Annotated in this window: 26 protein-coding genes; 2 read left to right on the forward strand and 24 right to left on the reverse strand. The window is 45.4% G+C overall.

Translation table 11 applies throughout. The features are described 5' to 3' along the window. Positions 1-51 precede the first annotated feature (51 nt). Positions 52-1,518, reverse strand: a complete 1,467-nt coding sequence (guaB, locus tag NL644_RS20280; protein ID WP_005391524.1) for an IMP dehydrogenase — start codon at positions 1,516-1,518, stop codon at positions 52-54. Positions 1,519-1,749: 231 nt separating this feature from the next. Here guaB and xseA point away from each other — a divergent pair, with 231 nt between their 5' ends. Continuing rightward, positions 1,750-3,081 carry an exodeoxyribonuclease VII large subunit gene (gene xseA, locus NL644_RS20285; protein WP_114323863.1) on the forward strand — a complete coding sequence of 444 codons (1,332 nt, stop codon included), beginning with the start codon at positions 1,750-1,752 and terminating at the stop codon, positions 3,079-3,081. A gap of 13 nt (positions 3,082-3,094) precedes the next feature. Here xseA and NL644_RS20290 read toward each other — a convergent pair whose 3' ends face one another. From NL644_RS20290 to trmJ, 20 genes are all read right to left on the reverse strand, one after another. Continuing rightward, positions 3,095-3,319 (reverse strand): zinc ribbon domain-containing protein, encoded by a 225-nt coding sequence (locus NL644_RS20290; protein ID WP_047010185.1) that lies wholly within the window; start codon positions 3,317-3,319, stop codon positions 3,095-3,097. Between the two features lie 309 nt (positions 3,320-3,628). Then, a complete protein-coding gene (locus NL644_RS20295) occupies positions 3,629-4,504 on the reverse strand; it encodes an alanyl-tRNA editing protein (RefSeq protein ID WP_114323875.1) in 876 nt (291 codons plus the stop codon). Between the two features lie 59 nt (positions 4,505-4,563). Beyond that, on the reverse strand, positions 4,564-6,060 hold the full coding sequence (der, locus tag NL644_RS20300; RefSeq protein ID WP_005391527.1) for a ribosome biogenesis GTPase Der: 1,497 nt from the start codon (positions 6,058-6,060) through the stop codon (positions 4,564-4,566). A gap of 167 nt (positions 6,061-6,227) precedes the next feature. Continuing rightward, positions 6,228-7,388, reverse strand: coding sequence for an outer membrane protein assembly factor BamB (gene bamB, locus NL644_RS20305; RefSeq protein ID WP_074190949.1), 1,161 nt, complete (start codon positions 7,386-7,388; stop codon positions 6,228-6,230). Between the two features lie 12 nt (positions 7,389-7,400). Then, positions 7,401-8,015, reverse strand: a complete 615-nt coding sequence (locus NL644_RS20310; protein ID WP_005391529.1) for a YfgM family protein — start codon at positions 8,013-8,015, stop codon at positions 7,401-7,403. 126 nt (positions 8,016-8,141) lie between these two features. Then, positions 8,142-9,410 carry a histidine--tRNA ligase gene (gene hisS / locus NL644_RS20315; RefSeq protein ID WP_114323864.1) on the reverse strand — a complete coding sequence of 423 codons (1,269 nt, stop codon included), beginning with the start codon at positions 9,408-9,410 and terminating at the stop codon, positions 8,142-8,144. A gap of 26 nt (positions 9,411-9,436) precedes the next feature. Further along, positions 9,437-10,555: a flavodoxin-dependent (E)-4-hydroxy-3-methylbut-2-enyl-diphosphate synthase gene (gene ispG / locus NL644_RS20320; RefSeq protein ID WP_005391537.1), complete on the reverse strand. Its 1,119-nt coding sequence runs from the start codon at positions 10,553-10,555 to the stop codon at positions 9,437-9,439. A 6-nt stretch (positions 10,556-10,561) separates the two neighbouring features. Then, positions 10,562-11,512 carry a cytoskeleton protein RodZ gene (gene rodZ, locus NL644_RS20325; protein ID WP_046874337.1) on the reverse strand — a complete coding sequence of 317 codons (951 nt, stop codon included), beginning with the start codon at positions 11,510-11,512 and terminating at the stop codon, positions 10,562-10,564. A 435-nt stretch (positions 11,513-11,947) separates the two neighbouring features. Beyond that, positions 11,948-13,075, reverse strand: a complete 1,128-nt coding sequence (locus NL644_RS20330; RefSeq protein WP_005391540.1) for a bifunctional tRNA (adenosine(37)-C2)-methyltransferase TrmG/ribosomal RNA large subunit methyltransferase RlmN — start codon at positions 13,073-13,075, stop codon at positions 11,948-11,950. A 378-nt stretch (positions 13,076-13,453) separates the two neighbouring features. After that, positions 13,454-13,879 carry a nucleoside-diphosphate kinase gene (gene ndk / locus NL644_RS20335; protein ID WP_253658740.1) on the reverse strand — a complete coding sequence of 142 codons (426 nt, stop codon included), beginning with the start codon at positions 13,877-13,879 and terminating at the stop codon, positions 13,454-13,456. Between the two features lie 94 nt (positions 13,880-13,973). Then, complete coding sequence (gene pepB, locus NL644_RS20340) at positions 13,974-15,272, reverse strand: aminopeptidase PepB (protein ID WP_005391544.1); 1,299 nt, start codon at positions 15,270-15,272, stop codon at positions 13,974-13,976. Positions 15,273-15,433: 161 nt separating this feature from the next. After that, positions 15,434-15,628, reverse strand: a complete 195-nt coding sequence (iscX, locus tag NL644_RS20345; protein WP_005391546.1) for a Fe-S cluster assembly protein IscX — start codon at positions 15,626-15,628, stop codon at positions 15,434-15,436. Positions 15,629-15,671: 43 nt separating this feature from the next. Next, entirely contained in the window at positions 15,672-16,010 is a 339-nt protein-coding gene (fdx, locus tag NL644_RS20350; protein WP_005391548.1) for an ISC system 2Fe-2S type ferredoxin, read from the reverse strand. A 13-nt stretch (positions 16,011-16,023) separates the two neighbouring features. Continuing rightward, on the reverse strand, positions 16,024-17,877 hold the full coding sequence (gene hscA, locus NL644_RS20355; RefSeq protein ID WP_114323865.1) for a Fe-S protein assembly chaperone HscA: 1,854 nt from the start codon (positions 17,875-17,877) through the stop codon (positions 16,024-16,026). Between the two features lie 21 nt (positions 17,878-17,898). Continuing rightward, positions 17,899-18,414, reverse strand: coding sequence for a co-chaperone HscB (gene hscB / locus NL644_RS20360; protein WP_203343553.1), 516 nt, complete (start codon positions 18,412-18,414; stop codon positions 17,899-17,901). Between the two features lie 55 nt (positions 18,415-18,469). Next, on the reverse strand, positions 18,470-18,793 hold the full coding sequence (gene iscA / locus NL644_RS20365) for an iron-sulfur cluster assembly protein IscA (protein WP_005391554.1): 324 nt from the start codon (positions 18,791-18,793) through the stop codon (positions 18,470-18,472). 70 nt (positions 18,794-18,863) lie between these two features. Further along, positions 18,864-19,247 (reverse strand): Fe-S cluster assembly scaffold IscU, encoded by a 384-nt coding sequence (gene iscU / locus NL644_RS20370; RefSeq protein WP_005381718.1) that lies wholly within the window; start codon positions 19,245-19,247, stop codon positions 18,864-18,866. A gap of 38 nt (positions 19,248-19,285) precedes the next feature. After that, entirely contained in the window at positions 19,286-20,500 is a 1,215-nt protein-coding gene (locus NL644_RS20375; protein ID WP_005391556.1) for an IscS subfamily cysteine desulfurase, read from the reverse strand. 28 nt (positions 20,501-20,528) lie between these two features. Then, complete coding sequence (iscR, locus tag NL644_RS20380) at positions 20,529-21,035, reverse strand: Fe-S cluster assembly transcriptional regulator IscR (RefSeq protein ID WP_005381720.1); 507 nt, start codon at positions 21,033-21,035, stop codon at positions 20,529-20,531. A gap of 125 nt (positions 21,036-21,160) precedes the next feature. Beyond that, complete coding sequence (gene trmJ, locus NL644_RS20385) at positions 21,161-21,880, reverse strand: tRNA (cytosine(32)/uridine(32)-2'-O)-methyltransferase TrmJ (protein WP_006741887.1); 720 nt, start codon at positions 21,878-21,880, stop codon at positions 21,161-21,163. A gap of 231 nt (positions 21,881-22,111) precedes the next feature. On the opposite strand from trmJ, the gene suhB reads away from it, so the two are divergent. Next, positions 22,112-22,915, forward strand: coding sequence for an inositol-1-monophosphatase (gene suhB / locus NL644_RS20390; RefSeq protein WP_012842115.1), 804 nt, complete (start codon positions 22,112-22,114; stop codon positions 22,913-22,915). A 210-nt stretch (positions 22,916-23,125) separates the two neighbouring features. On the opposite strand, the gene secF is transcribed toward suhB, so the two are convergent. Genes secF through yajC form a run of 3 tightly spaced genes read right to left on the reverse strand, consistent with a single transcriptional unit; the run spans position 23,126 to position 26,295 of the window. Next, entirely contained in the window at positions 23,126-24,073 is a 948-nt protein-coding gene (gene secF, locus NL644_RS20395) for a protein translocase subunit SecF (protein WP_005391572.1), read from the reverse strand. A gap of 14 nt (positions 24,074-24,087) precedes the next feature. After that, a complete protein-coding gene (gene secD / locus NL644_RS20400) occupies positions 24,088-25,944 on the reverse strand; it encodes a protein translocase subunit SecD (protein ID WP_006741889.1) in 1,857 nt (618 codons plus the stop codon). Positions 25,945-25,965: 21 nt separating this feature from the next. Further along, positions 25,966-26,295, reverse strand: a complete 330-nt coding sequence (gene yajC, locus NL644_RS20405; RefSeq protein ID WP_005381725.1) for a preprotein translocase subunit YajC — start codon at positions 26,293-26,295, stop codon at positions 25,966-25,968. Between the last annotated feature and the right edge of the window lie 155 nt (positions 26,296-26,450).

The raw sequence follows: 26,450 nt of genomic DNA on the forward strand, positions 1-26,450 counted from the left end.
CTCGCCTCTTCTTAATGCTTCAAGGAAAAAGCAAACGTTTCCGTTAGGTAATTAGTTCCCTAGACGGTAGTTCGGTGCTTCCTTAGTAATTTGAACATCGTGTACATGAGACTCTTGCATACCAGCACCAGAGATACGTACAAATTCAGCTTTCGTACGCATATCTTCGATAGTTGCAGAGCCAGTTAGACCCATGCTTGAACGTAGACCACCCATTTGTTGGTGTACGATCTCTTTTAGACGGCCTTTGTATGCGATACGACCTTCGATACCTTCTGGTACTAGCTTGTCCGCTGCGTTGTCAGACTGGAAGTAACGGTCAGAAGAACCTTGAGACATTGCACCAAGAGAACCCATGCCACGGTAAGACTTGTAAGAACGGCCGTTGTATAGAATCACTTCACCCGGCGCTTCTTCAGTACCTGCAAACATAGAACCAACCATCACACATGATGCGCCCGCTACGATTGCTTTACAGATATCACCAGAGAAACGGATACCACCGTCAGCGATAACTGGAATACCATAATCATTAGCAACTTCTGCCGCATCTGCGATTGCAGTGATTTGTGGAACCCCCACACCCGTTACAATACGAGTTGTACAGATAGAACCAGGGCCGATACCAACTTTCACTGCGCTTACGCCAGCTTCGATTAGTGCTTTAGCACCAGCACCTGTTGCTACGTTACCACCGATGATGTCTAGATCTGGGTAAGCTGCACGTGTTTCACGAATGCGGCTTAGAACACCTTCAGAATGACCGTGTGAAGAGTCGATAAGTAGAACGTCAACGCCAGCTTCAACTAGTGCAGCAACTCGCTCTTCGTTACCAGCACCAGCACCAACTGCTGCGCCAACACGTAGGCGACCACGCTCATCTTTACATGCGTTTGGTTTACGTTCTGCTTTGTGGAAGTCTTTCGCAGTAATCATACCGGTTAGTTGGAACTCATCATTCACAACCAATACTTTCTCTACGCGAGCTTCGTGCATTTTCTCTTGCACTTCTTCTCGTGTTGCACCTTCTTTAACTGCTGCCAACTTCTCTTTTGGCGTCATTACTGAAGATACTTTCTTAGAAAGGTCCGTCACAAAACGAACGTCACGACCAGTGATAATACCAACAAGCTCATTGCTCTCAGTGACAACAGGGAAACCTGCAAAACCATGCTTTTCAGTGAGTGCAACAACATCAGCGATGGTCGCGTCAGGGTTTACAGTAACCGCGTCAGTCACCATACCAGCTTCGAATTTCTTAACTTTACGAACTTCGGCTGCCTGCTGCTCAATAGACATGTTCTTGTGGATAAAGCCAATGCCACCCTCTTGCGCTAGCGCGATCGCTAGACGAGCTTCAGTAACAGTGTCCATAGACGCTGAAATCATTGGGATGTTTAGGGTGATGTTCTTAGTTAGCTGAGTGCGAAGATCAGCTGTGTTTGGGAGAACGGTGGAGTGTGCTGGCACAAGTAGTACGTCATCGAATGTCAGCGCTTCTTTGGCAATTCTTAGCATTTGCAATATCTCACAATTAGAGGAGTAAAAAGAACAATCCAATCTCATCGTTTCGCATAATGAGGGTAACCTGTGTTAGCAACAAGCTACATTTGGATTAGATATTGCGGAGGGATTATACGGTTAACGCAATCGCTTGACCACAAATTTTTTAATTTTTTTCTTGCAATTACCCCCTTGCTATGTATTATATTGCCGCTAATTTCCATACTCACGTCTAAGAGATTAGCTGTGCTCTCCAAGACCAATCAAAACATCTTTACTGTTTCTCGTCTCAACGCAGAAGTTCGTTTACTCCTTGAAAACGAAATGGGGATCGTTTGGCTCGTCGGAGAGATATCCAACTTTTCAGCTCCAGTCTCTGGTCACTGGTACCTCACTCTTAAAGACTCTCGCGCTCAAGTTAAATGTGCCATGTTTCGTGGTAACAATCGCCGCGTTACTTTCAAGCCCGCTAACGGTAATCAAGTCCTAGTAAAAGCTCGTCTTTCTCTTTATGAGCCTCGCGGTGACTACCAATTGATCATCGAAAGCATGCAACCAGAAGGTGACGGCCGTCTTCAGCAAGAGTTTGAAGAGCTGAAAATGAAGCTTGCCGCAGAAGGGTTGTTCGCTCAAACCAATAAGCAACCTTTGCCTGAACACCCAAAACGTGTTGGCGTCATCACATCGAAAACTGGTGCCGCGCTTTACGATATCTTAGACGTATTGAAACGTCGTGATCCTTCCCTACCCGTTGTGATTTATCCGACAGTGGTACAAGGTGAAGATGCAGCCATTCAAATCGCACAAGCCATTGGTCGCGCTAACAGCCGTGATGAATGTGATGTGCTAATTGTGGGCCGAGGTGGTGGTTCATTGGAAGACTTATGGTGCTTTAACAACGAGATATTAGCTCGCACGATTGCAGCAAGCCAAATTCCTATTATTAGCGCCGTTGGACATGAAGTCGACGTGACAATAGCAGATTTTGTCGCCGACGTACGCGCACCTACTCCATCAGCAGCCGCTGAGCTAGTAAGTCGTGATAACAGCCACAAAGATCAAGCTTTAGTTACCCGCCAGCATAAGTTAGCGAGCGCGATGCGTTACTACCTAGCACAGCAAAAGCAGCAATCTGCGCAATTAATACACCGTCTAGAGAGACAGCACCCAAGCTATCGCTTGCAACGCCAGACTCAACAGTTAGATGAGTTGGACATGCGCTTACAGCGAGCGATGAGTCGTTTTATTGCCTTGCGTCAACAGCGAATCGAGCGTCAACATTATCGGCTGCAATTAAATTCTCCTGTAACACGCCTTGCCGAGCAGAAGTCGAAGCTAGAACGTGTTGAGCAAAAGCTCATGGATGCAATGGATCGCAAGTTACTGACTATGCGCCATCAACTCGCGATTGCTGCAGAGAAGTTAGACACCGTCAGCCCGCTAGCGACATTGAAACGAGGTTACTCAATTACTCAAACTGAGCAAGGTAAAGTGATTACTCAATCTTCAGATGTAAAATCGGGAGATGTATTGATTACTCGATTAGCCGAAGGCGACGTTCGTTCTACCGTTAACTGAATACAAACTCTGGTTAAGTGACTTTCTGGAACTCAAATCGGACACGTGATTTTGATTTGAGTTCATTACACACATTACAAAAGTAACTCGCAGCACCGCATGCTTGCAGCTTCTCCAGCTCCGCCTCACAATCAGGGCAAAAACCTACTTTTTTAAAATCCGATTCACACTGTGCACAATGGTATTGTCCTGTCCATTCCAGTTCGACATTGCAAGTCGGGCAAATGTTCTGCTGCATATCCCGTTCCTCTCTCTAAACTAAGCAATTTCGAGTAACGCATGCTACTCAAAATAACGAACAAGTATGTTGATCTTCATCACCGCCCCAACAAGTTTCACGAGGCGCTAACCATACTTGATAAGTAGGATCTTATACTGATCGTCTGATATTTACTCCTTGATCAGCGATCACCCCTTAAAAGAATATTTATATAACCACACACCGAAAGCATAAGTTACATATTCTGCATTCCGATTTAATGCAGAATAAAAATCCTTAAGTTAATTTAATTAAACACAAAATCAGAATTTAATAAAAAGATCTTATTCAGAAAGCAGCATTTACATTGGTGTGCATTTCGATAGTTTGAGCGTCGAGCTCAACGAGTTTAACTTGGATAAAAGCAAACTCATTTAAATGGCTCGCATGCGTTCCACCACAAGGGATTACCGCTAATTGACCTTCCCCTAAATCGCACTTCCAATAGCGAGAATCCGTTAATCTGTCGCCGTGGCATTCCATGGTGATCATCGTATCTCTTTGAAGCCATTCAACCAGTTGGCCATTCACTTTTTCTGCAATCGCCTGGAGGTCATTCAGCATATCTGCACTGTTTAATCCTCTTTTACGGAGTGTTTTGCCTAAACGGTACGTATCGAGGCACTTGTCTGGAGTGACATAACTCGTAACTTGCGCATAGCTATTAAAGTCATAATAACCATGTGGGTCTTTGCGGTCTGCGTCTTTTCGCCAATAGTCTTCCGCTAGTACTTTATTCAACGCCAAATACGCTAAGTGTCCTGCAGTGTGGCCTCGGCTCAAAGCATTTTGATAGTCTTTATCTACCGCTAATGTCACCAAGTCATTAATTGCAAGTGATTCCGTACGTGATAAAACATGCACGACGACAAACACCCAACCTTCAGCATCACGCTTTACAGGAATGTCACTACCCACATACAGAGCACCACTTTCCTGCTCCACTGCTCCAACTTGGCAATCTACCACGTCATGCTCAGCCCCATTCACCTTCAACGTTCCTTTGTCTGCAGGGTGATCCGGCCATATGTGACTAACGGGATGGAACGGCGTGACATCTGTAATAACGTAAGTCACTTCTTCCGTAGATTGAACGAGCTGTATTTGTGCTTCTAATTGCCATGTTTGATGACAAAAACGAGTCTTTGTTGCTGTGATAGTCATTTTTACGATTACTTTTGATAAAAAAATACCCAAGTAGAAACTTGGGTATTCGAATTTCATTATTTATTGCGGTTTTTCACCATCGACATCATACGCTTACGTTTACGCTCTTGTGATAGCGTAAGCTTATTCGTACGGTTCTCGTATGGGTTATCACTGTTGTGGAAGTTAATGCGAATCGGTGTTCCCATAATTTCCAGAGACTTACGGAAGTAGTTCATCAGATAACGTTTATACGAATCTGGCAATTCACGAACCATGTTACCGTGGATAACAACGATCGGTGGATTGTAACCACCTGCGTGTGCGTATTTGAGTTTGATACGACGACCACGAACCATTGGCGGCTGGTGATCATCCACTGCCATCTTCATTATACGCGTCAGTACTGACGTACCCACACGCGTTGTCGCCGAGTTATATGCTTCTTGGATAGATTCAAACAAGTGACCAACGCCAGTACCGTGCAGCGCAGAGATAAAGTGGATACGCGCGAAATCGACGAATCCTAGACGGCGGTCTAGTTCTTTCTTCACGCTTTCTTTCACGTCACTGTCTAGGCCATCCCACTTGTTAACGGCGATGACAATTGAGCGGCCAGCATTCAGTGCAAAACCAAGCAAGCTTAGGTCTTGGTCTGAAATATTTTCACGTGCATCAATCACCAGTAGAACGACGTTTGCATCTTCTACCGCTTTCAGCGTCTTAACAACAGAGAACTTTTCAACCGTTTCATTGATACGACCACGACGACGAACACCTGCGGTATCAATTAGTACGTATTCGCGTCCATCACGCTCCATCGGGATGTAGATAGAATCACGCGTCGTACCAGGCATATCGTATACAACTACACGTTCTTCACCCAGAATACGGTTAGTCAGTGTCGATTTACCTACGTTAGGACGACCGATAATCGCCAACTTAATCGGCTGCTCTTGAAGGCGCTTGAATTCAGCTTCTGCGTCTTCTTCAGTGTAATCTTCAACAAGAGGCTCTTCGTCTTCGAATCCAGTCAGGTCTTCAATCTCACCTTCTTCAGATTCACTTGTTAATAGATCATCAAAGAATGGAGATAAAGCACGCTCAAGCAAAGCGGTCACACCACGGCCATGAGCGGCCGCAATCTGATACATATCATCCACGCCGAGCTGCCAAAAATCAGCACACGCTGCATCGGCATCAATACCATCTATTTTGTTTACCACCAGCATTGCTGGCTTTTCAATTTTACGCAGATGCGCAGCAATTGCTGCATCTGAAGGTGTCAGACCAGCACGACCGTCAACAAGGAACAATACAACATCAGCCTCATCAATCGCGGCTAATGACTGTTCTGCCATCTTTGTTTCCACGCCTTCTTCTGTGCCATCAATACCGCCGGTATCAATCACAATGAATTCGTGCTCTTCACCAAGTCTCGCCTGGCCATACTTACGGTCTCGCGTTAGGCCTGGAAAGTCCGCAACCAACGCGTCACGAGTGCGAGTCAATCGGTTAAATAGTGTAGATTTACCTACGTTCGGACGCCCTACTAGAGCTACAACAGGTACCATAACAACCTCTACAATAATCTTTCTTCTGTAGTTATAGGTAACGACTTGCTCGATGCCAAATCAAACCAGCTTTTTACCTATAACCACGTCAGGGTTAATAAATTCAAACAACAAAACGGCTCCTAGCTGTCACCAGCCAGGAGCCGAATGTGAATTATATCACGATATTATTCGTTAATGGTTAGTTTCTTTACATCGCCGTTGCGAGTTGTAATCACATAACCATCCGACAATAAAGTCGGGCCAACGGCCAAGCCGCTATCATCGATAAACTGCTGCGCAACAAATTCGCCTGTTGAACGATCCATCCAGTGAAGGTAACCAAGCGTGTCACCGACAACGAGATAATTGCCGACAATAACTGGCGCTGTAAGTTGTCGGTGCTCAAGCAAGCTGTTTTCCCACAACTCAGTCCCACTTCGTGAATCAACGGCAACAACATGATCTTTTTCCGTTATCACAAAGATGCGGCTACCATCTGTAGAAATGTCTGTTGCAGATGAGTAATTACGCTTCCAAATCGGGTTCGCTGAACGCAAATCAATGGCGATAAGTTGACCATTGTATCCAATGGTGAAAAGAGTACCGCCTAACACAATTGGCGATGAATCAACATCAACCAAACGATCAATTTCTGTCGCGCCTTTTGGCGTACCAACAGGCTGTTGCCAAATCAGCTGACCACGCTCAACGATAGCAGCTGCGAGTCGGCCATTTGCCGTTCCCCAAAATACACCGCCGCCAATTGCAGTCGGAGTACTGTCACCACGTAAAGTTAGGTTCGGCACTTCTGTACTCAATGCCCAGCGTTGCTCACCAGTACTCTCATTAAGGGCAATCAACATGCCTCGGCTAGTATTGATGATAATAAGGCCTGAGTCTGCAACTGGCTTCGCCAGTACCTCACCACCAACTTTTACACGCCAAACAATTTCACCTGTTTCTTGGTCAAGAGAGATGACTTCACCATTCTCAGAGCCAATGTAAAGGTTTCCGTATGCTGCTGTGATACCACCAGAGAGACGAGCAATGACATCTTCTTCTAGGTCCGTTTGCCAACGTTGTTTACCGTTTTCAGGATCCAGCGCTTTTACTAAGCCATCGCGACTTGCCACGAACAATGTATCATTCGCAAATACAGGGGATAGCTTTGAAAAGTAATGACCAACACCATCGCCAACCGATGTACTCCACTCACTACTGGTTGTAAACTCACTGTCTACCTGAGGTAGTGGCGCCATTACAATGGTATCTTTCTCACCAGCACAACCGGCAAGAATTCCCACTGTTAACGCCCCTAACAAGGCTTTGTTAAAGACTCTTTTCATCCAATGCGGTCCTTATTTCGCCAGATCGTCCAATTTCATTTGTAGTGTCGGGCTTGCGTCTGCCGCTTGCTGAGCTTCAGTATAAGCAGCATATGCGGCATCTTTGTCACCTTGGCGAATCGCAATATCGCCACGAAGTTCAGCAATACGACCTGTCCATGCAGCATCAGTGACGTTACTTAGTTCAGCCGTTGCAGCGTCAAAGTTACCCATTTCCGTTTCAATGCGCGCAATGCGGTAACTAATCAATGGTAACAGCGCAGCATCTTGAGTGTTGCTTTGCGCCCACTTCAATTGCTCTAATGCAGCAGAAAGATCTTGAGCTTCAACTTGTGCTTTAGCAAGTTGTAGCGCAGCCAATACTGAATATTCTTTTACTTCATTTGACTCAATGAAAGCTTTCACGTCAGCTTGAGCATCAGTACCTTTATCTTGCAAAGCATTCATTGCTGTCGTGTAGCTTTGAGAAGCTGCTTCACTCGCCTGAATCACAGAATCCTGGTAGTAACGCCAGCCAAATAGACCACCTAAGCCAACAACCGCACCGATGATGACGGCTTTGCCGTTTTCCTTCCACCAGTCTTTAATGGCTTCAACTTGTTGTTCTTCAGTATCGTAAAGTTCCACTTCCTGTCCTCTTAAAACATGTAAATGGCAGCTTAGCTGCCATTGTTCCTATTTCGTTTAAAGGCTCCACATTTGGGAGCCTTAGCTTACGAACTAGGATGTAATTTTGTTAGATTACTAAAAGACTTAAATCAGTGCTGCGATCTTTTCTGCAACTTCTGCTTGGTTGTAAGTCTCTTGCTCACCACCGGCCAAATCTTTCAGTACTACGGTATTATCCGCAACTTCGTTTTCACCCAGAACTAATGCTACAACAGCACCAACTTTGTCTGCGCGTTTAAACTGTTTCTTGAAGTTACCGCCACCGAAGTGATTCATCACACGAACGCCAGGAATAGACTCACGAAGCTGCTCTGCTAGCTTCATTCCTGCCATCATGGTGCCTTCGCCTGCTGTTACTACGTAAACATCCACACTGCGACGAACGTCTGTTAGTTCTAGTGTTTCTAGCATCAGAACAAGACGCTCTAGGCCCATTGCAAAGCCAACCGCTGGTGTTGGTTTACCACCTAATTGCTCTACAAGACCATCGTAACGTCCACCGCCACAAACGGTGCCTTGAGCACCTAGGCTTTCAGTGATCCATTCAAATACCGTGCGGTTGTAGTAATCCAGACCACGAACTAGACGTTCGTTAACTGTGTATTCGATACCTGCGGCGTCTAAAAGTTCACATAGACCTGCGAAGTGTGCTTTAGATTCTTCACCTAAGTACTCCGAAAGGCGAGGTGCATCACCTAAAATAGCTTGAACGTCAGGGTTCTTCGTATCCAGAACACGCAGTGGGTTCGTGTGCATGCGACGCTTACAATCTTCGTCTAGCACATCAATATGTTGCTCAAGGAACGCAACCAGTGCAGTACGGTAGTCTGCGCGGTCTTCTTGAGAACCGATAGAGTTCAGCTCAAGACGAACATGTTCATTGATACCTAGCTCACGCCATAGACGCGCCGTCATCATGATAAGCTCTGCATCAACATCTGGACCATTTAGACCAAACACCTCAACACCACACTGGTGGAATTGACGGTAACGACCTTTCTGCGGACGTTCATGGCGGAACATAGGCCCCATGTACCACAGACGCTGTTCGTCACGGTTGATCAGGCTGTTTTGAATACATGAACGTACACAACCCGCCGTACCTTCAGGGCGAAGTGTTAGGCTGTCTCCGTTACGATCATCAAAGGTGTACATTTCTTTTGAAACGACGTCTGTCTCTTCACCAACAGCGCGGCTGAATAGGTTTGTTTCTTCAACGATTGGCATGCGCACTTCGTTATAACCGTATGCGCTAATTACATTTTTCACTGTGTTTTCTAGTTTTTGCCACAGTGGCGACTGAGTTGGGAGGCAATCGTTCATGCCTCGAATTGCTTGAATTGTTTTTGCCACAATACTTACCGTAATTCTCGTTGAGATTAATCTTGTACTTTAACTTCGATGCGGTTTTCGCCATTCATCATGGCTGCTTTCGCACGGATCTTAGCTTCTAGCTGATTCACAAGGTCATCGTTATCAAAGCGTTCTTTCTGGCGTTTACCATCTTCGTAGAATGCGCTCTTCTTGTTACTGCCTGCTAGACCTAAGTGAGAAACTTCTGCTTCACCAGGGCCGTTTACCACACAACCGATGATAGACACATCCATTGGCGTGATGATGTCTTCTAAACGCTGCTCAAGTGCGTTCACTGTGCCAATCACATCAAATTCTTGGCGCGAGCAACTTGGGCAAGCAATAAAGTTGATGCCTCGAGAGCGAATGCGCAGAGATTTAAGGATATCGAAACCGACTTTGATTTCTTCAACTGGATCGGCAGCCAAAGAGATACGCAGCGTATCACCGATCCCTTCAGATAACAGCATACCTAAGCCAACAGATGACTTAACAGCACCAGCACGAGCACCACCCGCTTCTGTAATACCCAAGTGAAGAGGCTGATCGATTTTCTTCGCTAGCAGACGGTATGAATCCACCGCAAGGAAGACGTCTGAAGCTTTCACGCTAACTTTAAATTGGTCAAAGTTAAGACGATCGAGATGATCTACGTGACGCATCGCCGATTCAACTAAAGCTTCTGGCGTTGGTTCGCCGTATTTCATCTGTAAATCTTTTTCCAAAGATCCACCGTTGACACCAATACGGATTGGGATGTTTTTATCGCGAGCACAGTCAACAACAGCGCGAATGCGCTCTTCATTGCCAATGTTACCTGGGTTGATGCGTAAACAGTCAACACCGTACTCCGCCACTTTCAGCGCGATACGATAGTCGAAATGAATATCAGCCACTAATGGTACAGAAACTTGCTGTTTAATTAGTTTGAAAGCTTCTGCTGCGTCCATGGTAGGTACAGAAACTCGAACGATATCTGCACCGACTTTTTCTAGTGCTCGGATTTGAGCGACTGTCGCTTCTACGTCAGTCGTGCGAGTGTTAGTCATTGACTGTACGGCAATTGGCGCACCATCACCAATTGGCACATCACCCACATAAATACGCGTCGATTTACGACGAATAATTGGAGATTCGTGTTGCATAATTTTTTATAACGGTAGAGTGAATCTAGCTACTTTGCCTGAAGTATACCCAGAAAGGTCGACAGGTTCACTTGCAAATGTCATTGTAACCCCTTCCGGTGCGCCTAATATCACTTTAAACGGCGCTTTTCCGGTAAGTTCTACATCTTGTCCTGGTTTATGAGTACCACTTACCAGCGTTTTACCATTGGTGTCTTTTACTTGAATCCAACAGTCCGCTTTAAACTTCATAGTAAGAAGTGTCATGCCTTCAGGTACGACTGGCGCAGGCTGTTCCTCTTCCGCAGTTTCAATCACGGCAACAGGTTCTTCAGAATCTACGCTTGTTGTATTTTCAGTTTCAGCAAGCAGAGGATCGCTACCCTGCTCGACTGGTACTTCACTCGTTTCAACAACATCATTACTTGTTGAAACAACTTCTTCAGGAGTACTTGCGATTAACTCCTCAGCCGTCATTAAATCGATATCCGCTAACTCTTGCGCTGTGGGCTTCGGCGCTTCAACACTTGAATCCGTAACTTCCTTCGTTAGGCTATTCTCTTGCTGGTTTTGCCACCACCAAGCTGCAGAAATACCAATAATGACCAACCCGATAACCCAAGTCAGGAGCATGATACGGCTATTGTGCTTCTCATCTTTTGTTTTGCGAGAGAAGCTCTGCATTTCAATTTCTTGCTCTTGCGGCTGTACATCTGCTGTCTGCTCTAACGCAGTCAAAACCATCTTCTCATCAAGGCCCACGAACTTCGCGTAAGAACGCAAGTAACCACGCGTAAATGTCGCAACTTGTTGAGACTCAAATCGGTTATTTTCAATATCTTCAATAACAGAAACGCGAAGCCTCAGGCGATCAGCAACTTGCTTTTGACTCATCCCAAGAGATTCGCGTTTGTTTTTCAGTAATGTGCCAGCTTCAATAGAAAGTGGCACTTCATTCGTATTTTCGTGTTCTGTCATAATGGTGGTATTTAATCTGTTTTAGTGGCTAACGTGGTTATGTATTTTCGTTATTGTTCTTAAGCCTCTTTAAAAGATAGCTAGCCTAAACGCGTTAACCAAAATAATAATTTTAAGAAACTCTCAGCGATTTGAGTGTGAATACCCGTTTTGCAAAAATCAGCAAAGCGTATGTGAGAAAATGCTGAGAATTATCGGTGTCATCGTTAATGTCACATATCATGATAAGCGAATGTGTAACGAAGACAAAAACTCTTTACACTCAAACTAACAGATAGCTCAAGCTTTTGTCCAAACTTTGACAAAGGAATTCGAAATTATACCCAAATAACCTCGAGTTGGAGAGTTGTCGTCATAAATCTTGGCAGAAATGCTCTTATCGATAAACAAAATAGCCAGAGCAAATGGCTCTGGCTATTTTTGAATTCCGGTCGTTTATACCGCTTTTACTTCAATGGTATCAGCACCGCGCGACGCTTTTAACATTGCAGTACGTTTAGTTCGGTCAATCACATCACCGACTAACTGACCACACGCTGCATCAATGTCATCGCCACGAGTCTTACGAACCGTTACTGTATGCTCATATTGCATCAATGTTTTTTGGAAGCGATCAATACGTGAGTTACTTGGTTTCTTGTAAGGTGAACCTGGATACGGGTTAAACGGAATCAAGTTAATCTTACATGGTGTGTCTTTCATCAGCTCAGCCAGTTCACGAGCATGGTCCATGTCATCATTCACATGATCAAGAAGTACGTACTCAACCGTTACCTTACCGCGGTTTGCATTCGATGAAGCGATGTAACGACGAACTGATGCTAGGAAATCTTGAATATCCCAACGATCGTTAATTGGCATGATTTCACTACGCAGCTTATCGTTTGGCGCATGAAGGGAAATTGCCAACGCTACATCGATTTTGCCTGTCATCTGATCAAGACCAGAAACCACACCTGATGTAGATACAGTCACACGACGTTTTGACAAACCAAAGCCAAGATCGTCCAGCATTAGTTCTAATGCAGGGATCAAGTTCTTCATGTTTAGAAGCGGTTCACCCATCCCCATCATCACGACGTTAGTAATTGGGCGGCGACCTGTTTCTTTCTCAAGACCAATTTCACGTGCAGCGCGCCACACCTGACCGATGATCTCTGAAACTTTCAAGTTACGGTTAAAGCCCTGCTGTGCGGTTGAGCAGAACTTACATTCCAACGCACAACCTACTTGAGAAGACACACAAAGCGTTGCACGATCATCTTCTGGAATGTAAACCGTCTCCACATCCTGATCACCAACGTTCATCGCCCACTTGATTGTACCATCAGAAGAGTGCTGAGCTTCTGCGACTGTTGGTGCCTTGATTTCGCACTTGTGTAAAAGCTTTTCGCGCAGCTTCTTGTTAATGTTTGTCATTTTTTCGAAGTCATCTACACCGAAATGGTAGATCCACTTCATAACCTGATCGGCACGAAACGCTTTCTCGCCGAGTTCTTCTGCGAAAAACTGACGCATGCCTTTGCGATCAAAGTCGAGTAGATTGATTTTTTCAGTGGTCATGTTGCCTCTCAATGACTGAAACAAGAATAAGGGCGCGAATTGTACAGCCTTTATGCAGCTACAACAAGGGGTGTAAAACCCTGAGTTTGCTAAGGCATTAAAATAAAAATGATTAAATTTTAAGCACCTCTTGCGCTATAAGTAGCTATTACACTATCAAAAGTAAAAGCGTAGAAATCGTAAAGGGAAAAGACTAAAAATAACTCACGTTACTGGGCTTTAAAGCCCATTATATAGTCAGACTAGTTAGCGTGTAAGAGATCACTTATGCAGTCAACATTGCCACTCAACTTAGGTATATGAAATGAAAAAGCCTCGGAAAGTTCCGAGGCTTTTCTGTATCAGAGCATCACTAACAAGTGAAGTATCACGCCTAATTTAGCGAGAGAAAACCTCTGACTCCGGGAAGAAAAACTCAATTTCACGCGCTGCAGATTCAGGGCTATCGGAACCATGAACTGAATTGTGACGCATGCTAAGTGCGTAATCGGCACGAAGCGTACCGCATGTCGCTTCCTCTGGGTTAGTTTTACCCATCAGTTCACGGTAACGTGCAATCGCATTTTCACCTTCCAGTACCTGAACCATAATAGGACCAGATGTCATGAACTCTTTTAGTGGAGGGAAAAACTCTTTGCCTTCATGCTCTGCATAAAAACCGCTTGCCTGATCTTCAGTCAGGTGAACCATTTTAGCAGCGACAATACGTAGGCCAGCCTTTTCAATACGGTTATAGATTTCACCAATTAGGTTTCGCTCTACCGCATCCGGCTTAATGATCGAAAATGTTCTTTCTAGAGCCATAAAATTTCCTTTCTGTACTTGTAATAATAGTTGTGTTTTTAAAGTGACTTACTGGGTAAGAGCAGCACTCAAACAAGGAGTGCTGCAATCAATCTTATTTACCAGCTTGCTCATTGAGGAAACGAGCAAGTGTGCGAACGCCCATACCCGTAGCTCCCGCAGCCCATTTATCAGACGCGGCTTTACGGTATGTACCCGCACAGTCGAAGTGCAACCAGCCTTTTTTGTAGTCTTCTACGAAGTAAGACAAGAATGCTGCTGCTGTGCTTGCACCCGGAGAGTAGTCGCCAGAACTGATATTCGATAGGTCAGCAAAGTTTGACGGCAGCATTCCACGGTGGAAGTCAGCAAGTGGTAGCGGCCATAAACCTTCTTTTTCTTGGTTTGCCGCAGTGAGCGCTTGATGCGATAGCTCGTCATCGAAACTCATTAGTGCGTGGTAATCATTACCCAAAGCATTCTTCGCCGCACCTGTTAGTGTTGCACAATCAATGATTAACTCAGGTTTTTGCTCACTGGCGTAGATAAGGCCATCAGCAAGCACTAAACGACCTTCTGCATCGGTGTTCATGATTTCAACGGTTTTACCGTTTTTGTAGGTGATGATGTCGCCAAGCTTGAGTGCGCGACCAGAAACCATGTTCTCTGCACAACAAAGGATCAGTTTTACACGCTTGTTCAAACCACGAAGAATCGCCAGTGCAAGACCACCGGTGATGGTGCCTGAGCCACCCATGTCTGCTTTCATTGCGCTCATGAAGTTAGAAGGCTTCAAGCTGTAACCACCCGAATCAAAGGTGATACCTTTACCGACAAGACACGCGAATATTGGTGCGTTCTCGTCACCTGTCGGGTTGTAGTCTAGCTGGAGCATCGCAGAAGTACGCTCCGAACCACGGCCTACTGCGTAAATGCCTTCCCAACCTTCCGCCAACAAGTCTTTGTCTTTGACGATACGAGCTGTCACTGTGCCTTTAGGCGCAACAGATTTGATGAATTCAGCGGCCATTGTCGCTAGCTGACGAGGGGCAACTTCTTCTGCGGTTTTATTGATGATATCGCGGGTAAAATCAGTCGCAGTAATACGCGCTTGAAGCTCTGCTTGATCTTCTTCAGACAATGCAGACCACTCAACTGAGCCATGTTTTTTTGGGTTACGGTAACCTTGGTGGAAAGCCCAAACGCTCTCTAAATCCCAGTTATCACCGGAAAGAAAAATAGAACGAATTCCTTGGCCATCTAGCTGACGAGCTGCACGTTGAATTGCACCAAGATCGTGACCTTCACCTAAATGAATGGTTGCGCCGTTTTCAGCGAATGAAAGCAGTGCTTTTTCACCCCAATGTGGTGCTGCCGACTCTTGACTTAAAAATACAGACATCTGTGTAGACATGGTTTCTCCTTGTCTTATAGCAGCGTTGCCTACGCTGCTTCTTTTTAATAACTCATGGATGTTAGCATTATGTAGGGCAAAAATGTCAATTGGATAAAAAAACGGACCTAAAGGTCCGCTTTTTTTAGTAAGAATTGTTAACTAGGCTGTGTTTTACAGACTTAGTCTGCTTCGTCCATCCAGCACATGATAACGGCTTCCAGAATCTTTTCGTTACAATGGTTTGGGTCATCTTCAAACTCATCTAACTCCATGATCCATTGATGAAGATCGGTAAAACGCACCGTTTGCGGATCAACATCTGGAAACTTGTCACAAAGTTCAATCGCGATATCGCGAGAATCTGTCCATTTCATTGCTCATCTTCCTTTTGCTTCTTCCCTATATTGGGAAGATAGTTTAGTGATCTTCTGAAGCGTGGTTCAGCGTGTACTTAGGAATTTCTACCACTAAGTCTTCATCAGCAATTTTCGCCTGACACCCTAGACGAGATTCAGGCTCTAGACCCCACGCTTTATCCAGCATGTCATCTTCCAGCTCTTCACTTTCTTCTAGCGAGTCAAAACCTTCACGGATGATCACGTGGCAGGTGGTACAAGCACATGATTTTTCACACGCATGTTCAATACCGATACCATTTTTTAGCGCTACGTCCAGAACGGTTTCACCAGTGTTTGCTTCCAACACTGCGCCTTCTGGGCACAAATCGTCGTGTGGTAATACAATAATCTTAGGCATAACTACTTATCTCTTATATATCGTCTACTGATTGACCTGACAGCGCAGCTCGAATCGATTTATCCATACGGCGCGATGCGAAATCTTGGCTCGCTTTATCGGTATCTTTAATGCCTTGCTCAATCGCATCTGCATCATCACCATTACGCAGCTCAATCAAGGCTTCGATGGCTTTTATCAGGTCTTGTTTCTCTTGTTCTGATAGCAGTTCGTCACCATCAGCTTGCATGGCTGCAATCAAGCCTTCTATCACACGGTCGGCCTCAACACGCTGCTCAGCTAGCGCACGAGCTTGCATGTCTTCTTTAGCGTGCGTCATTGAATCACGCAGCATATCCGCCACTTCATTATCGCTTAACCCGTAAGAAGGTTTTACTTGAATCTCTGACTGAACACCGGTGCTCTTTTCCATTGCCGTAACAGAAAGAAGGCCGTCAGCGTCAACTTGGTAAGTCACACGAATATGTGCCGCACCCGCCGCCATCGGTGGAATGCCTTTCAATGAGAAACGAGCCAGTGAACGACAATCATCAACCATTTCACGCTCACCTTGTACCACATGAACACTCATGGCCGTTTGGCCATCTTTGAATGTGGTAAATTCTTGCGCACGCGCAACAGGAATCGTGGTATTGCGAGGGATGATCTTCTCAACCAAACCACCCATGGTTTCAATACCAAGCGACAGTGGGATCACGTCAAGAAGTAACATTTCTGAATCAGGCTTGTTACCCGCTAGAATGTCGGCTTGGATACCCGCGCCGATTGCGACAACTTCATCAGGATTAATGCTTGTTAGCGGTGTGCGGCCAAAAAACTCGCCTACCATTTCACGAACCAGCAATGTGCGTGTTGAACCACCAACCATGACAACTTCGAGTACTTCGTCTGCGTTAACATCAGCATCTTTTAATGCACGACGACAAGACATTAGTGTTTTCTTCACTAATGGGCGAATCAGATCTTCGAACTGCTCACGAGTAACGGTGCCCTTCCAGCCAAACACATCAACATCAACGCTGTCTTGCTCAGAGAAAGCAATCTTAGTCGCAGTAGCAATGTTCAGTAGCGTACGGTTTTTTTCAGCAGAAAGTGGGGCTTCGAGACCCGCTTGCTCCATTAGGTAATCCGCTAACAGATGGTCAAAGTCATCACCGCCTAACGCAGAGTCACCGCCTGTTGCTAATACTTCAAATACGCCTTTCGACAAGCGTAGGATAGAGATATCAAATGTACCGCCGCCTAGGTCATAAACTGCAATCACTCCTTCTTGGCCTGAGTCTAAGCCATAAGCAATTGCCGCGGCAGTTGGTTCGTTCAGAAGACGCAGCACATGAAGGCCAGCTAATTTCGCGGCATCTTTCGTACCTGCACGCTGAGCATCATCAAAGTAAGCAGGAACAGTGATCACAACGCCCGCTAACTCCCCACCTAACGTTTCTTCAGCTCGCTTACCTAGCGCTTTTAGAATGTCCGCAGATACTTCAATCGGGTTTTTGTCACCTTGAGGCGTTTGCAGGATCGGAAGACCATTTTCACTCTCTCTAAAACGATAAGGAAGTGAAGAGTAACGGGACTGAATGTCCTTTAATGAACGACCAATCAAACGTTTTACAGAGATAATAGTGTTCTCTGGTTCAAATTCTGCTTTGGCTTTGGCTTCGTGGCCAACCGTTAACTTTTCCTCAGTGTAATTAACGACTGAAGGTAAAATAGTACGGCCCTGCTCGTCCGCAAGTGGAGTTGCATCGCCGCTACGTACAGAAGCAACCAAAGAGTTGGTAGTACCTAAGTCGATACCCGCTGCTAACTTATGCTCATGAGGTGCCGAGCTTTGGCCCGGTTCTGCGATTTGAAGTAGTGCCATGATAGGTCCTTGTCACGCTAACTAGCCGAGGAGTTTGTCTTCGACTAGTTCAATTTCGTTCTTTAGTTTGGCAATGAATTTTAGCTTACGAACTCGGTCTGCGGCTTCAGCCCAAAGACCATCATCAAGCTCTTGCTCGACGTTTGCCAGATGCTGTTTGTACATTTTGCTGACCTTAGAATCGAAGTCAAAAAGCGCCGATTCAGGATCGGTGCTGTCAGCAATTTCTTCCAGTTCTTCGCGCAGCTCCATTTGCTCCATTAAGAACATTGGATCTTGCATTGTCTGCTGTTCACCTCGGATCTCAACTCCCTGCTCTGCGAGGATGTACTCGGCACGGGAGATAGGATTTTTCAGAACTTGATAGGCATCGTTGATTTGCGCTGCCTTTTGCACCGCCATCAAACGGTCACGTTCAGATCCCGTTGCAAAGTTATCCGGGTGGAAGCGTTTTTGTAGTTCTCGGAACTGAGAAGAAAGAAGGCTACCATCCAGCTTAAACTGACTTGGTAGCCCAAATAATTCAAAGTGATTCATTAAGTTCGGGTCCTAGTAAAGCCTTCCGGACTCGCTTGCCCAGAAGGACAATCAATTAGACGTTGAAGCTTTCACCACAACCACATTCACTTTTCGCGTTAGGGTTGTTGAATTCAAAACCTTCATTCAACCCTTCTTTCACGTAATCCAATTCGGTACCGTCTAGGTACACTAAGCTTTTTTTGTCGATGATGATTTTCACTCCAGAGAGTTCAAAAACTTCATCTTCTTCGTTAAGCTCATCAACAAACTCAAGTACATATGCCATGCCTGAACAACCAGTCGTCTTCACTCCCAGACGTAAACCGATACCTTTGCCTCGGTTATCTAGGAATGCTCTTACGCGACTTGCCGCTGATTCTGTCATTGTGATGGCCATACTGCACCTTAGTCTGTCTAAATTTCGATTGGAATGGGAGCGTCAAAGCTCCCATTATATTACGGAATAATTATTCTTGGTGTTTTTTCTTGTAGTCTGCAACCGCTGCTTTGATTGCATCTTCAGCAAGAATTGAACAGTGAACTTTCACTGGTGGAAGCTCTAGCTCTTCAGCAATTTCAGAGTTTTTAATTGCTGCTGCTTCATCAACTGACTTGCCTTTTACCCACTCAGTTACTAGTGAGCTTGATGCGATTGCACTACCACAACCGTATGTTTTGAACTTCGCATCTTCGATGATACCTTCAGGTGTCACTTTGATTTGAAGCTTCATTACGTCACCACAAGCTGGAGCGCCAACCATGCCGCTACCTACTGATGGGTCTTCTTTATCGAATGAACCAACGTTACGTGGGTTCTCGTAGTGATCAATTACTTTTTCGCTGTATGCCATGATAAATTACCTCGAATCCTCTATTTCAATCCCTGAGATTAATGGTGAGCCCATTCAACAGTGCTCAAATCAATCCCTTCTTTGTACATATCCCATAGAGGAGACATGTCGCGTAGCTTAGTCACTGCAACGCGGATTTGTTCAATTGCGTAATCAATTTCTTCTTCAGTCGTGAAACGACCAAACGAGAAACGAACCGAGCTGTGAGCCAATTCATCATCCATGCCTAGGGCACGAAGAACGTAAGAAGGCTCAAGACTTGCAGACGTACAAGCACTACCAGAAGATACCGCTAGATCTTTAAGCGACATTAGTAGTGATTCACCTTCTACGAATGCGAAGCTGATGTTTAGGTTGTGTGGTACACGTTGCTCAAGGTCACCGTTTACCGTCACTGCTTCTAAGTCTTTCACGCCATCAAAAAGACGGTTACGAAGCGCTAAAGCGTGATCGTAATCTTTTTGCATGTCTTCTTTTGCAATGCGGAATGCTTCACCCATACCAACGATTTGGTGGGTAGGAAGTGTACCAGAGCGGAAACCACGCTCATGGCCGCCACCGTGCATTTGCGCTTCAAGACGAATACGAGGCTTACGACGAACGTAAAGTGCACCGATGCCTTTAGGGCCATAAACTTTGTGAGCAGAAAGCGAAATTAGGTCAACTTTCATCTCTTGAACGTCGATTGGTAATTTACCTGCAGATTGCGCTGCATCCACGTGGAAAACAATTTTACGCTCACGACACAATTCGCCGATCGCTGTAATGTCTTGAACCACACCAATCTCGTTGTTTACGTGCATAATAGACACAAGCACTGTGTCATCACGCATTGCCGCTTTAAGCTTCTCTAGATCGATCAAGCCATTTGATTCTGGCTCAAGGTAAGTCACTTCAAAGCCTTCACGCTCAAGTTGACGACATGGGTCAAGAACGGCTTTGTGCTCTGTTTTACAAGTGATTACGTGCTTGCCTTTCTTCGAGTAAAAGTGCGCTGCACCTTTAATAGCAAGGTTGTCTGATTCTGTCGCACCAGATGTAAATACGATTTCGCGAGGATCTGCATTTAGAAGGTCAGCAATTTGCTCACGAGCAGTATCGACCGCTTCTTCTGCCTGCCAGCCGTAACGGTGCGAACGCGACGCTGGGTTGCCAAATGTGCCATCCATTGTCATGTACTGAACCATTTTTTCAGCAACACGTGGATCAACTGGACATGTAGCGGAATAATCAAGATAAATCGGCAGTTTCATTCTCTACTCCAATGTAAAAAGCTGACCGCTAAGAGCGGACGTTTACACCGATGGGCGCGGCGGTTGTATTTTTGTTTGATAGCCCATGGGTTACCGCCAGATCAATGTCCTGACGATCAGAAATTTCGAGGACTTCATTGTCTGTCATCAACTCACCAAGAGTGATGTTATTCAAGAAGTCACTAATGCGAGAGCTTAAGTCGCGCCATAGCGTGTGAGTAAGGCAACGTGTTCCACCTTGGCAATCTCCTTTGCCCTGGCATTTGGTTGCATCGACTGACTCATCAACGGCTGCAATCACGGTACCAATAGCGATACTGTGTGCGTCGGCACCAAGTCGGTAACCACCACCAGGACCACGAACGCTGGCAACGAGACCTGCTTTACGCAATTTTGAAAATAGCTGCTCTAAGTAAGAGAGCGAGATCCCCTGACGCTCTGAGATGTCAGCAAGAGGCACAGGGTTTTGTTGCGAATGCAGTGCCACATCCAGCATGGCTGTCACCGCATATCTTCCTTTAGATGTAAGTTTCATACCACACCGTATCCACATGGTTTGTAATGGTTAAGATTTTTCCATACCTGAGTAAAATGGTCAAGTATTTATTTGACCATTTTACTCAGGTATTCATCCTTACACCTAAAGTGGTTATTCTTTATTCAGAACTTCTTTTCTATCGAGGTTAAAATGCCGCGTAGAATATTGAGCTCCTGGGTTTCTGGCCGAGCACGAGAGAACAAGCGACGCAATTTATTCATCACCTGTCCTGGTTGCTCTTTATTGATAAACTGGGTCTCAACCATCACCTTTTCAAGATGCTCGAAGAACATTTCGAGCTCTCTATGACGTGGGTACTCTTCCGGCTCATTTGGGGCAAACTGGCTTTGCTCTAAGTTCAAATGCGCAACTCGTACTTCGTAACTCAGAGTTTGTACGGCCATCGCTAGGTTAAGCGAGCTATATTCAGGGTTAGCAGGAATGCAAACATGGTAGTGACACCTTTGCAGCTCTTCGTTTGTTAGACCAGTTCTTTCACGACCAAACACGAGCGCGACAGGGTGTTTTCTACCCTCAACCGCAAATTTCTCACCACATTCACGAGGCTCAAGCATTGGCCATTCTAATGTACGAGAGCGAGCACTGGAGCCCACCACAAGGCTGCAATCTTCAACCGCTTCCTCTAATGTGCCGACAATCTTTGCATTTTGAGCAATATCACCAGCACCCGCAGCCAAAGCAAGAGTTTGTTCATCCACTTCACATTGTGGATCGACTAATACTAGTTGGCTTAAACCCATCACTTTCATAGCTCGAGCTGCTGAGCCAATATTGCCTGAATGAGAGGTACCTACGAGTACAATTTTTACTTGATCCAACATCTGTGTTTGCTACCTAAATTAAAACCGCAGAATGTTACCATAGTTTTTTAACACACCCTAGGGCGAAGCAGGCCTCTCTTCTCATTCTTGGTCATTGTTCTCGTTCGCCTCAAGCTAAATACAATAAAACCACTGACTTTAGAACAAAAAATAACCACTTCCCTTTTTACTGATCTCTGGTATACTCGCCGCCGCTTTCATTTGTTCTTTAACATCCGTTGGGAAATTCGTATGCATCCAATGCTAAACATTGCTATTCGCGCTGCGCGAAAGGCAGGCAATCATATTGCTAAATCATTAGAAAACACTGATAAAGTAGAATCTACTCTTAAAGGCACTAATGACTTTGTCACTAATGTAGATAAAGAAGCAGAATACATCATCATCGATACTATCAAGCAGTCTTACCCTGAGCACTGTATCGTTGCTGAAGAACAAGGTCTTATCGAAGGTAAAGATAAAGACGTACAATGGATCATCGACCCACTGGATGGCACCACTAACTTTGTAAAAGGTTACCCACACTTCGCGGTTTCTATCGCTGTTCGTATCAAAGGCAAAACTGAAGTTGCTTGTGTTTACGACCCAATGCAAAACGAGCTATTCACTGCACAACGTGGTGCAGGCGCTCAACTAAACAGTGCGCGTATCCGTGTTGCTCAACTAAAAGACCTTCAAGGTACTGTTCTAGCTACTGGTTTCCCATTCAAACAGAAACAACACGCTGAGTCTTACATCAAGATCGTTGGTGCGCTATTCACTGAATGTGCTGATTTCCGTCGTAGCGGCTCTGCTGCTCTTGACCTATGTTACGTGGCTGCTGGCCGTGTTGATGGTTACTTCGAGCTAGGTCTAAAACCTTGGGATATGGCAGCAGGTGAGCTTATTGCTCGTGAAGCTGGCGCAATCCTAACTGACTTTGCTGGCGGCACTGAGTACATGAAGTCTGGTAACATTGTTGCTTCAAGCGCTCGTGGCGTAAAATCAATCCTTAAGCACATCCGCGAAAACGGTAACAGCGCGATCCTTAAGTAATATTTGAAAGTCATATTTAGCCCGTCACGCTGATGACTTTAGAAAGCCCCGCTCAATGAGCGGGGCTTTCTTGTATCTACTGAACCGTATCTACTTAGCGGCAATGTAAGGCTCTCCATACAGTGAGGTTCTGCAAGCACACAACTCGATTCAGATACAAAAAAACCGCTGATTGCTCAGCGGTTTTTTGTTGTCGACTCTCAATCTGCCTTATGGCATTTCGTCGAACTCTGCACCTTCTTTTTCTACTTGAGGTGGCATCAAGTGCTCTTTCTGGATACCCAGTTTTAGAGCCAGTGCTGATGCTACGTAGATAGAAGAGTAAGTACCTACAGTGATACCGAGTAAAAGTGCGGTTGCAAAGCCGTGAATCATAGCACCACCCTGCATGAACAGTGCAATTACCACGAACAACGTCGTACCAGATGTAATCAGTGTACGGCTCAACGTTTGGGTGATTGAAGCGTCCATGATATCGGCTGGCTCACCTTTACGCATCTTGCGGAAGTTTTCACGGATACGGTCAAACACAACGATGGTATCGTTGAGCGAGTAACCGACTACCGTTAATAGTGCCGCGACGATGGTTAGGTCAACTTCTATTTGTAGGAATGAGAAAACACCTAACGTGATAATGATATCGTGAGCCAATGCCATAACCGCACCAGCCGCTAGACGCCATTCAAATCGCATCGAGACATAAAGCAAGATACAGATCAGCGACACGAGGATCGCTAGACCGCCAGCTTCTGTTAGCTCATCACCAACGTTAGGACCTACGAATTCAATACGACGCATTTCTACGCTTTCGCCAGTACCATCTTTGATAGCACCAATGATTTGGTTGCCTAGCGTTTCACCAGAAACGTCATCACGTGGACGAAGACGAACCATTACTTCACGAGCACTACCGAAGTTTTGTACTGTCGCATCACCAAAACCTTTCGCATCTAAAGCGGTTCGGATTTTTTCAAGGTTCGCAGGTTTTTCAAAGCCAACTTCAATTAGCGTACCGCCAGTGAAGTCTAGGCCCCAATTTAGCCACTTAGTTGACAAAGTGAAGATAGAAGCAGCAATCATAAAGATTGAAAAAACGAATGCTACTTTCGACCAACGCATAAAGCCGATCGTCTTCTCTGCTTTTAGAATTTGAAACATATTAATTCCCAGCCTTAGATCGACAATTTATCAACGCGTTTGCCACCGTAAATCAGGTTCACGATACAACGTGTACCAATAATGGCGGTGAACATTGAAGTTAAGATACCGATAGATAGAGTAACCGCGAAACCTTTCACTGCACCAGTACCGACTGCAAATAGGATAATTGCAGTAATCAGTGTCGTGATGTTCGCATCGGCAATCGTACTGAATGCATTCGCGTAACCTTGGTGAATAGCTTGTTGTGGACTACGCCCATCACGAAGCTCTTCACGGATACGCTCGAAGATCAGTACGTTCGCATCAACCGCCATACCGACCGTTAACACGATACCGGCAATCCCCGGAAGTGTCATGGTAGCGCCTGGAATCATCGACATAACACCAATGATCAACACTAAGTTAGCCATTAGAGCGATGTTGGCAATCAAGCCAAAGCCACGGTAGTAAAGCAGCGTAAACAGCATTACGGCAACCATACCCCAGATACACGCTTGGATACCCATATCGATGTTTTGCTGGCCCATTGATGGACCAATAGTACGCTCTTCAACGATAGAGATAGGTGCGATCAGTGCACCAGCACGTAATAGAAGTGCAAGGTTGTGCGCTTCAGCTGCGGAGTCTATACCCGTGATACGGAAGTTACGTCCAAGAGCCGATTGAATCGTCGCTTGGTTGATGACTTCTTCATGCTTATCTAGGATGACTTTGCCTTCTGGCGTACGACGACCACTGTCTTTGTACTCAGCAAACACGGTAGCCATTAGCTTACCGATGTTCTTCTTAGAGAACGCTGACATCTTGTTACCACCTTCGCTGTCTAGCGAGATGTTAACTTGTGGACGACCGTATTCATCGACACTTGAGCTTGCATCCGTAATGCTTTGACCACCAAGAATAACACGCTTCTTAAGCACAACCGGACGACCGTCTCGGTCCATTTTGATTTCACTGCCTGCTGGCGCACGACCATTTGCCGCCGCTGATAGGTCAGCTTTATCGTCAACTTCACGGAATTCTAGCGTTGCAGTCGCACCTAGAATCTCTTTTGCACGAGCAGTATCTTGAACACCAGGAAGCTCAACAACAATTCGACTTGCACCTTGACGTTGAACGAGAGGCTCTGCAACACCTAGCTCGTTTACACGGTTACGTAAAATCGTAATGTTTTGCTCAACAGCGTAGTTACGGATCTCTTGTAAACGTTGCTCGGTAAAGGTCGCAGTAAGAGCGTAACGGCCATTTGAATCAGATTCGACAAAGAGCATGTCCGGGTGATTCTTTTCTAGCATTGCTTTCGCTTCTGCTAATTGCTCTTCGTTACGTAGCAGAACCTCTACCGCTTCTTTGCCAGAAGGGCGGATAGCACGATAACGAATTTTTGCCTCACGAAGTTCGCTACGGAAAGCTTCTTCTTGCTGACCAACGAGCTTTTCCATCGCAGCGTCCATGTCTACTTCCATTAAGAAGTGGACACCACCACGAAGGTCAAGACCCAGCTTTAATGGTGACGCGCCAATCGCTTCTAGCCAATCGGGTGTAGAAGGAGCAAGGTTAAGTGCAACAATTGTGTCTTTGCCAAGCGCTTCGCTGATGACATCACGAGCACTGATTTGCGTGTCAGTGTCGTTAAAACGAACAAGAATTGATCCATTCTCGAGAGCAATGGATTTATGAGAGAGTTGCTCTTTATCAAGAGCAGTAGTGACAGCATCCAGCGTTGACATATCTACAGAGGCGCCACGCGCCCCTGTAACTTGAATAGCCGGATCTTCACCGTAGATATTTGGAAGTGCGTATAACGCAGCGGTGATGATGGCAAAAAATACCATCAAGTACTTCCATAATGGATAACGGTTTAGCACAGCGAGGATCCTTTAGCTGTTTTATAGAGACTTAAGCGTACCTTTTGGCAACACTGCAGTGATGAAGTCTTTCTTGATTACCACTTCATTGTTCGCGTTAAGCTCGATTGAAATGTAGTCATTGTCTTCAGCAATCTTAGTGATTTTACCCACTAGGCCACCGCTAGTTAGAACTTCGTCGCCTTTGCCCATAGAAGCCATTAGGTTCTTGTGCTCTTTTACACGTTTCGCTTGTGGGCGGTAAATCATGAAGTAAAAGATCACTGCGAACATGCCAAGCATGATTAGCATTTCAAAACCACCGCCTGCTGGCGCGCCTTCTGCTGCTGCGTGAGCCTGAGAAATAAACATTAAAACATCCTCATTATATTTTATTGATAATCCAACAAGTTGGGCTTTCGCATTTTAGATTCAAGTCTGAGAGTAACTAATAGCGATCACTCTCTCAAAAATAACGTGCGTTAGCCTACTTTATTAGCAAAAGCCTCTGGCGACATGCCAAAGGC

The sequence above is a fragment of the Vibrio sp. Y10_XG_PY6 genome, assembly GCF_024181795.1.
Lineage (GTDB): Bacteria > Pseudomonadota > Gammaproteobacteria > Enterobacterales > Vibrionaceae > Vibrio > Vibrio diabolicus.

Bases quoted from the DNA above. Each gene is read 5' to 3' on its own strand.
- guaB (WP_005391524.1), bottom strand. From the start codon at position 1,518: ATGCTAAGAATTGCCAAAGAAGCGCTGACATTCGATGACGTACTACTT.
- NL644_RS20290 (WP_047010185.1), bottom strand. From the start codon at position 3,319: ATGCAGCAGAACATTTGCCCGACTTGCAATGTCGAACTGGAATGGACA.
- NL644_RS20295 (WP_114323875.1), bottom strand. From the start codon at position 4,504: ATGACTATCACAGCAACAAAGACTCGTTTTTGTCATCAAACATGGCAA.
- der (WP_005391527.1), bottom strand. From the start codon at position 6,060: ATGGTACCTGTTGTAGCTCTAGTAGGGCGTCCGAACGTAGGTAAATCT.
- bamB (WP_074190949.1), bottom strand. From the start codon at position 7,388: ATGAAAAGAGTCTTTAACAAAGCCTTGTTAGGGGCGTTAACAGTGGGA.
- ispG (WP_005391537.1), bottom strand. From the start codon at position 10,555: ATGCAACACGAATCTCCAATTATTCGTCGTAAATCGACGCGTATTTAT.
- rodZ (WP_046874337.1), bottom strand. From the start codon at position 11,512: ATGACAGAACACGAAAATACGAATGAAGTGCCACTTTCTATTGAAGCT.
- NL644_RS20330 (WP_005391540.1), bottom strand. From the start codon at position 13,075: ATGACCACTGAAAAAATCAATCTACTCGACTTTGATCGCAAAGGCATG.
- ndk (WP_253658740.1), bottom strand. From the start codon at position 13,879: ATGGCTCTAGAAAGAACATTTTCGATCATTAAGCCGGATGCGGTAGAG.
- pepB (WP_005391544.1), bottom strand. From the start codon at position 15,272: ATGTCTACACAGATGTCTGTATTTTTAAGTCAAGAGTCGGCAGCACCA.
- iscX (WP_005391546.1), bottom strand. From the start codon at position 15,628: ATGAAATGGACAGATTCTCGCGATATCGCGATTGAACTTTGTGACAAG.
- fdx (WP_005391548.1), bottom strand. From the start codon at position 16,010: ATGCCTAAGATTATTGTATTACCACACGACGATTTGTGCCCAGAAGGC.
- hscA (WP_114323865.1), bottom strand. From the start codon at position 17,877: ATGGCACTACTTCAAATCGCAGAACCGGGCCAAAGCTCGGCACCTCAT.
- hscB (WP_203343553.1), bottom strand. From the start codon at position 18,414: ATGAATCACTTTGAATTATTTGGGCTACCAAGTCAGTTTAAGCTGGAT.
- iscA (WP_005391554.1), bottom strand. From the start codon at position 18,793: ATGGCCATCACAATGACAGAATCAGCGGCAAGTCGCGTAAGAGCATTC.
- iscU (WP_005381718.1), bottom strand. From the start codon at position 19,247: ATGGCATACAGCGAAAAAGTAATTGATCACTACGAGAACCCACGTAAC.
- NL644_RS20375 (WP_005391556.1), bottom strand. From the start codon at position 20,500: ATGAAACTGCCGATTTATCTTGATTATTCCGCTACATGTCCAGTTGAT.
- iscR (WP_005381720.1), bottom strand. From the start codon at position 21,035: ATGAAACTTACATCTAAAGGAAGATATGCGGTGACAGCCATGCTGGAT.
- trmJ (WP_006741887.1), bottom strand. From the start codon at position 21,880: ATGTTGGATCAAGTAAAAATTGTACTCGTAGGTACCTCTCATTCAGGC.
- suhB (WP_012842115.1), top strand. From the start codon at position 22,112: ATGCATCCAATGCTAAACATTGCTATTCGCGCTGCGCGAAAGGCAGGC.
- secF (WP_005391572.1), bottom strand. From the start codon at position 24,073: ATGTTTCAAATTCTAAAAGCAGAGAAGACGATCGGCTTTATGCGTTGG.
- yajC (WP_005381725.1), bottom strand. From the start codon at position 26,295: ATGTTTATTTCTCAGGCTCACGCAGCAGCAGAAGGCGCGCCAGCAGGC.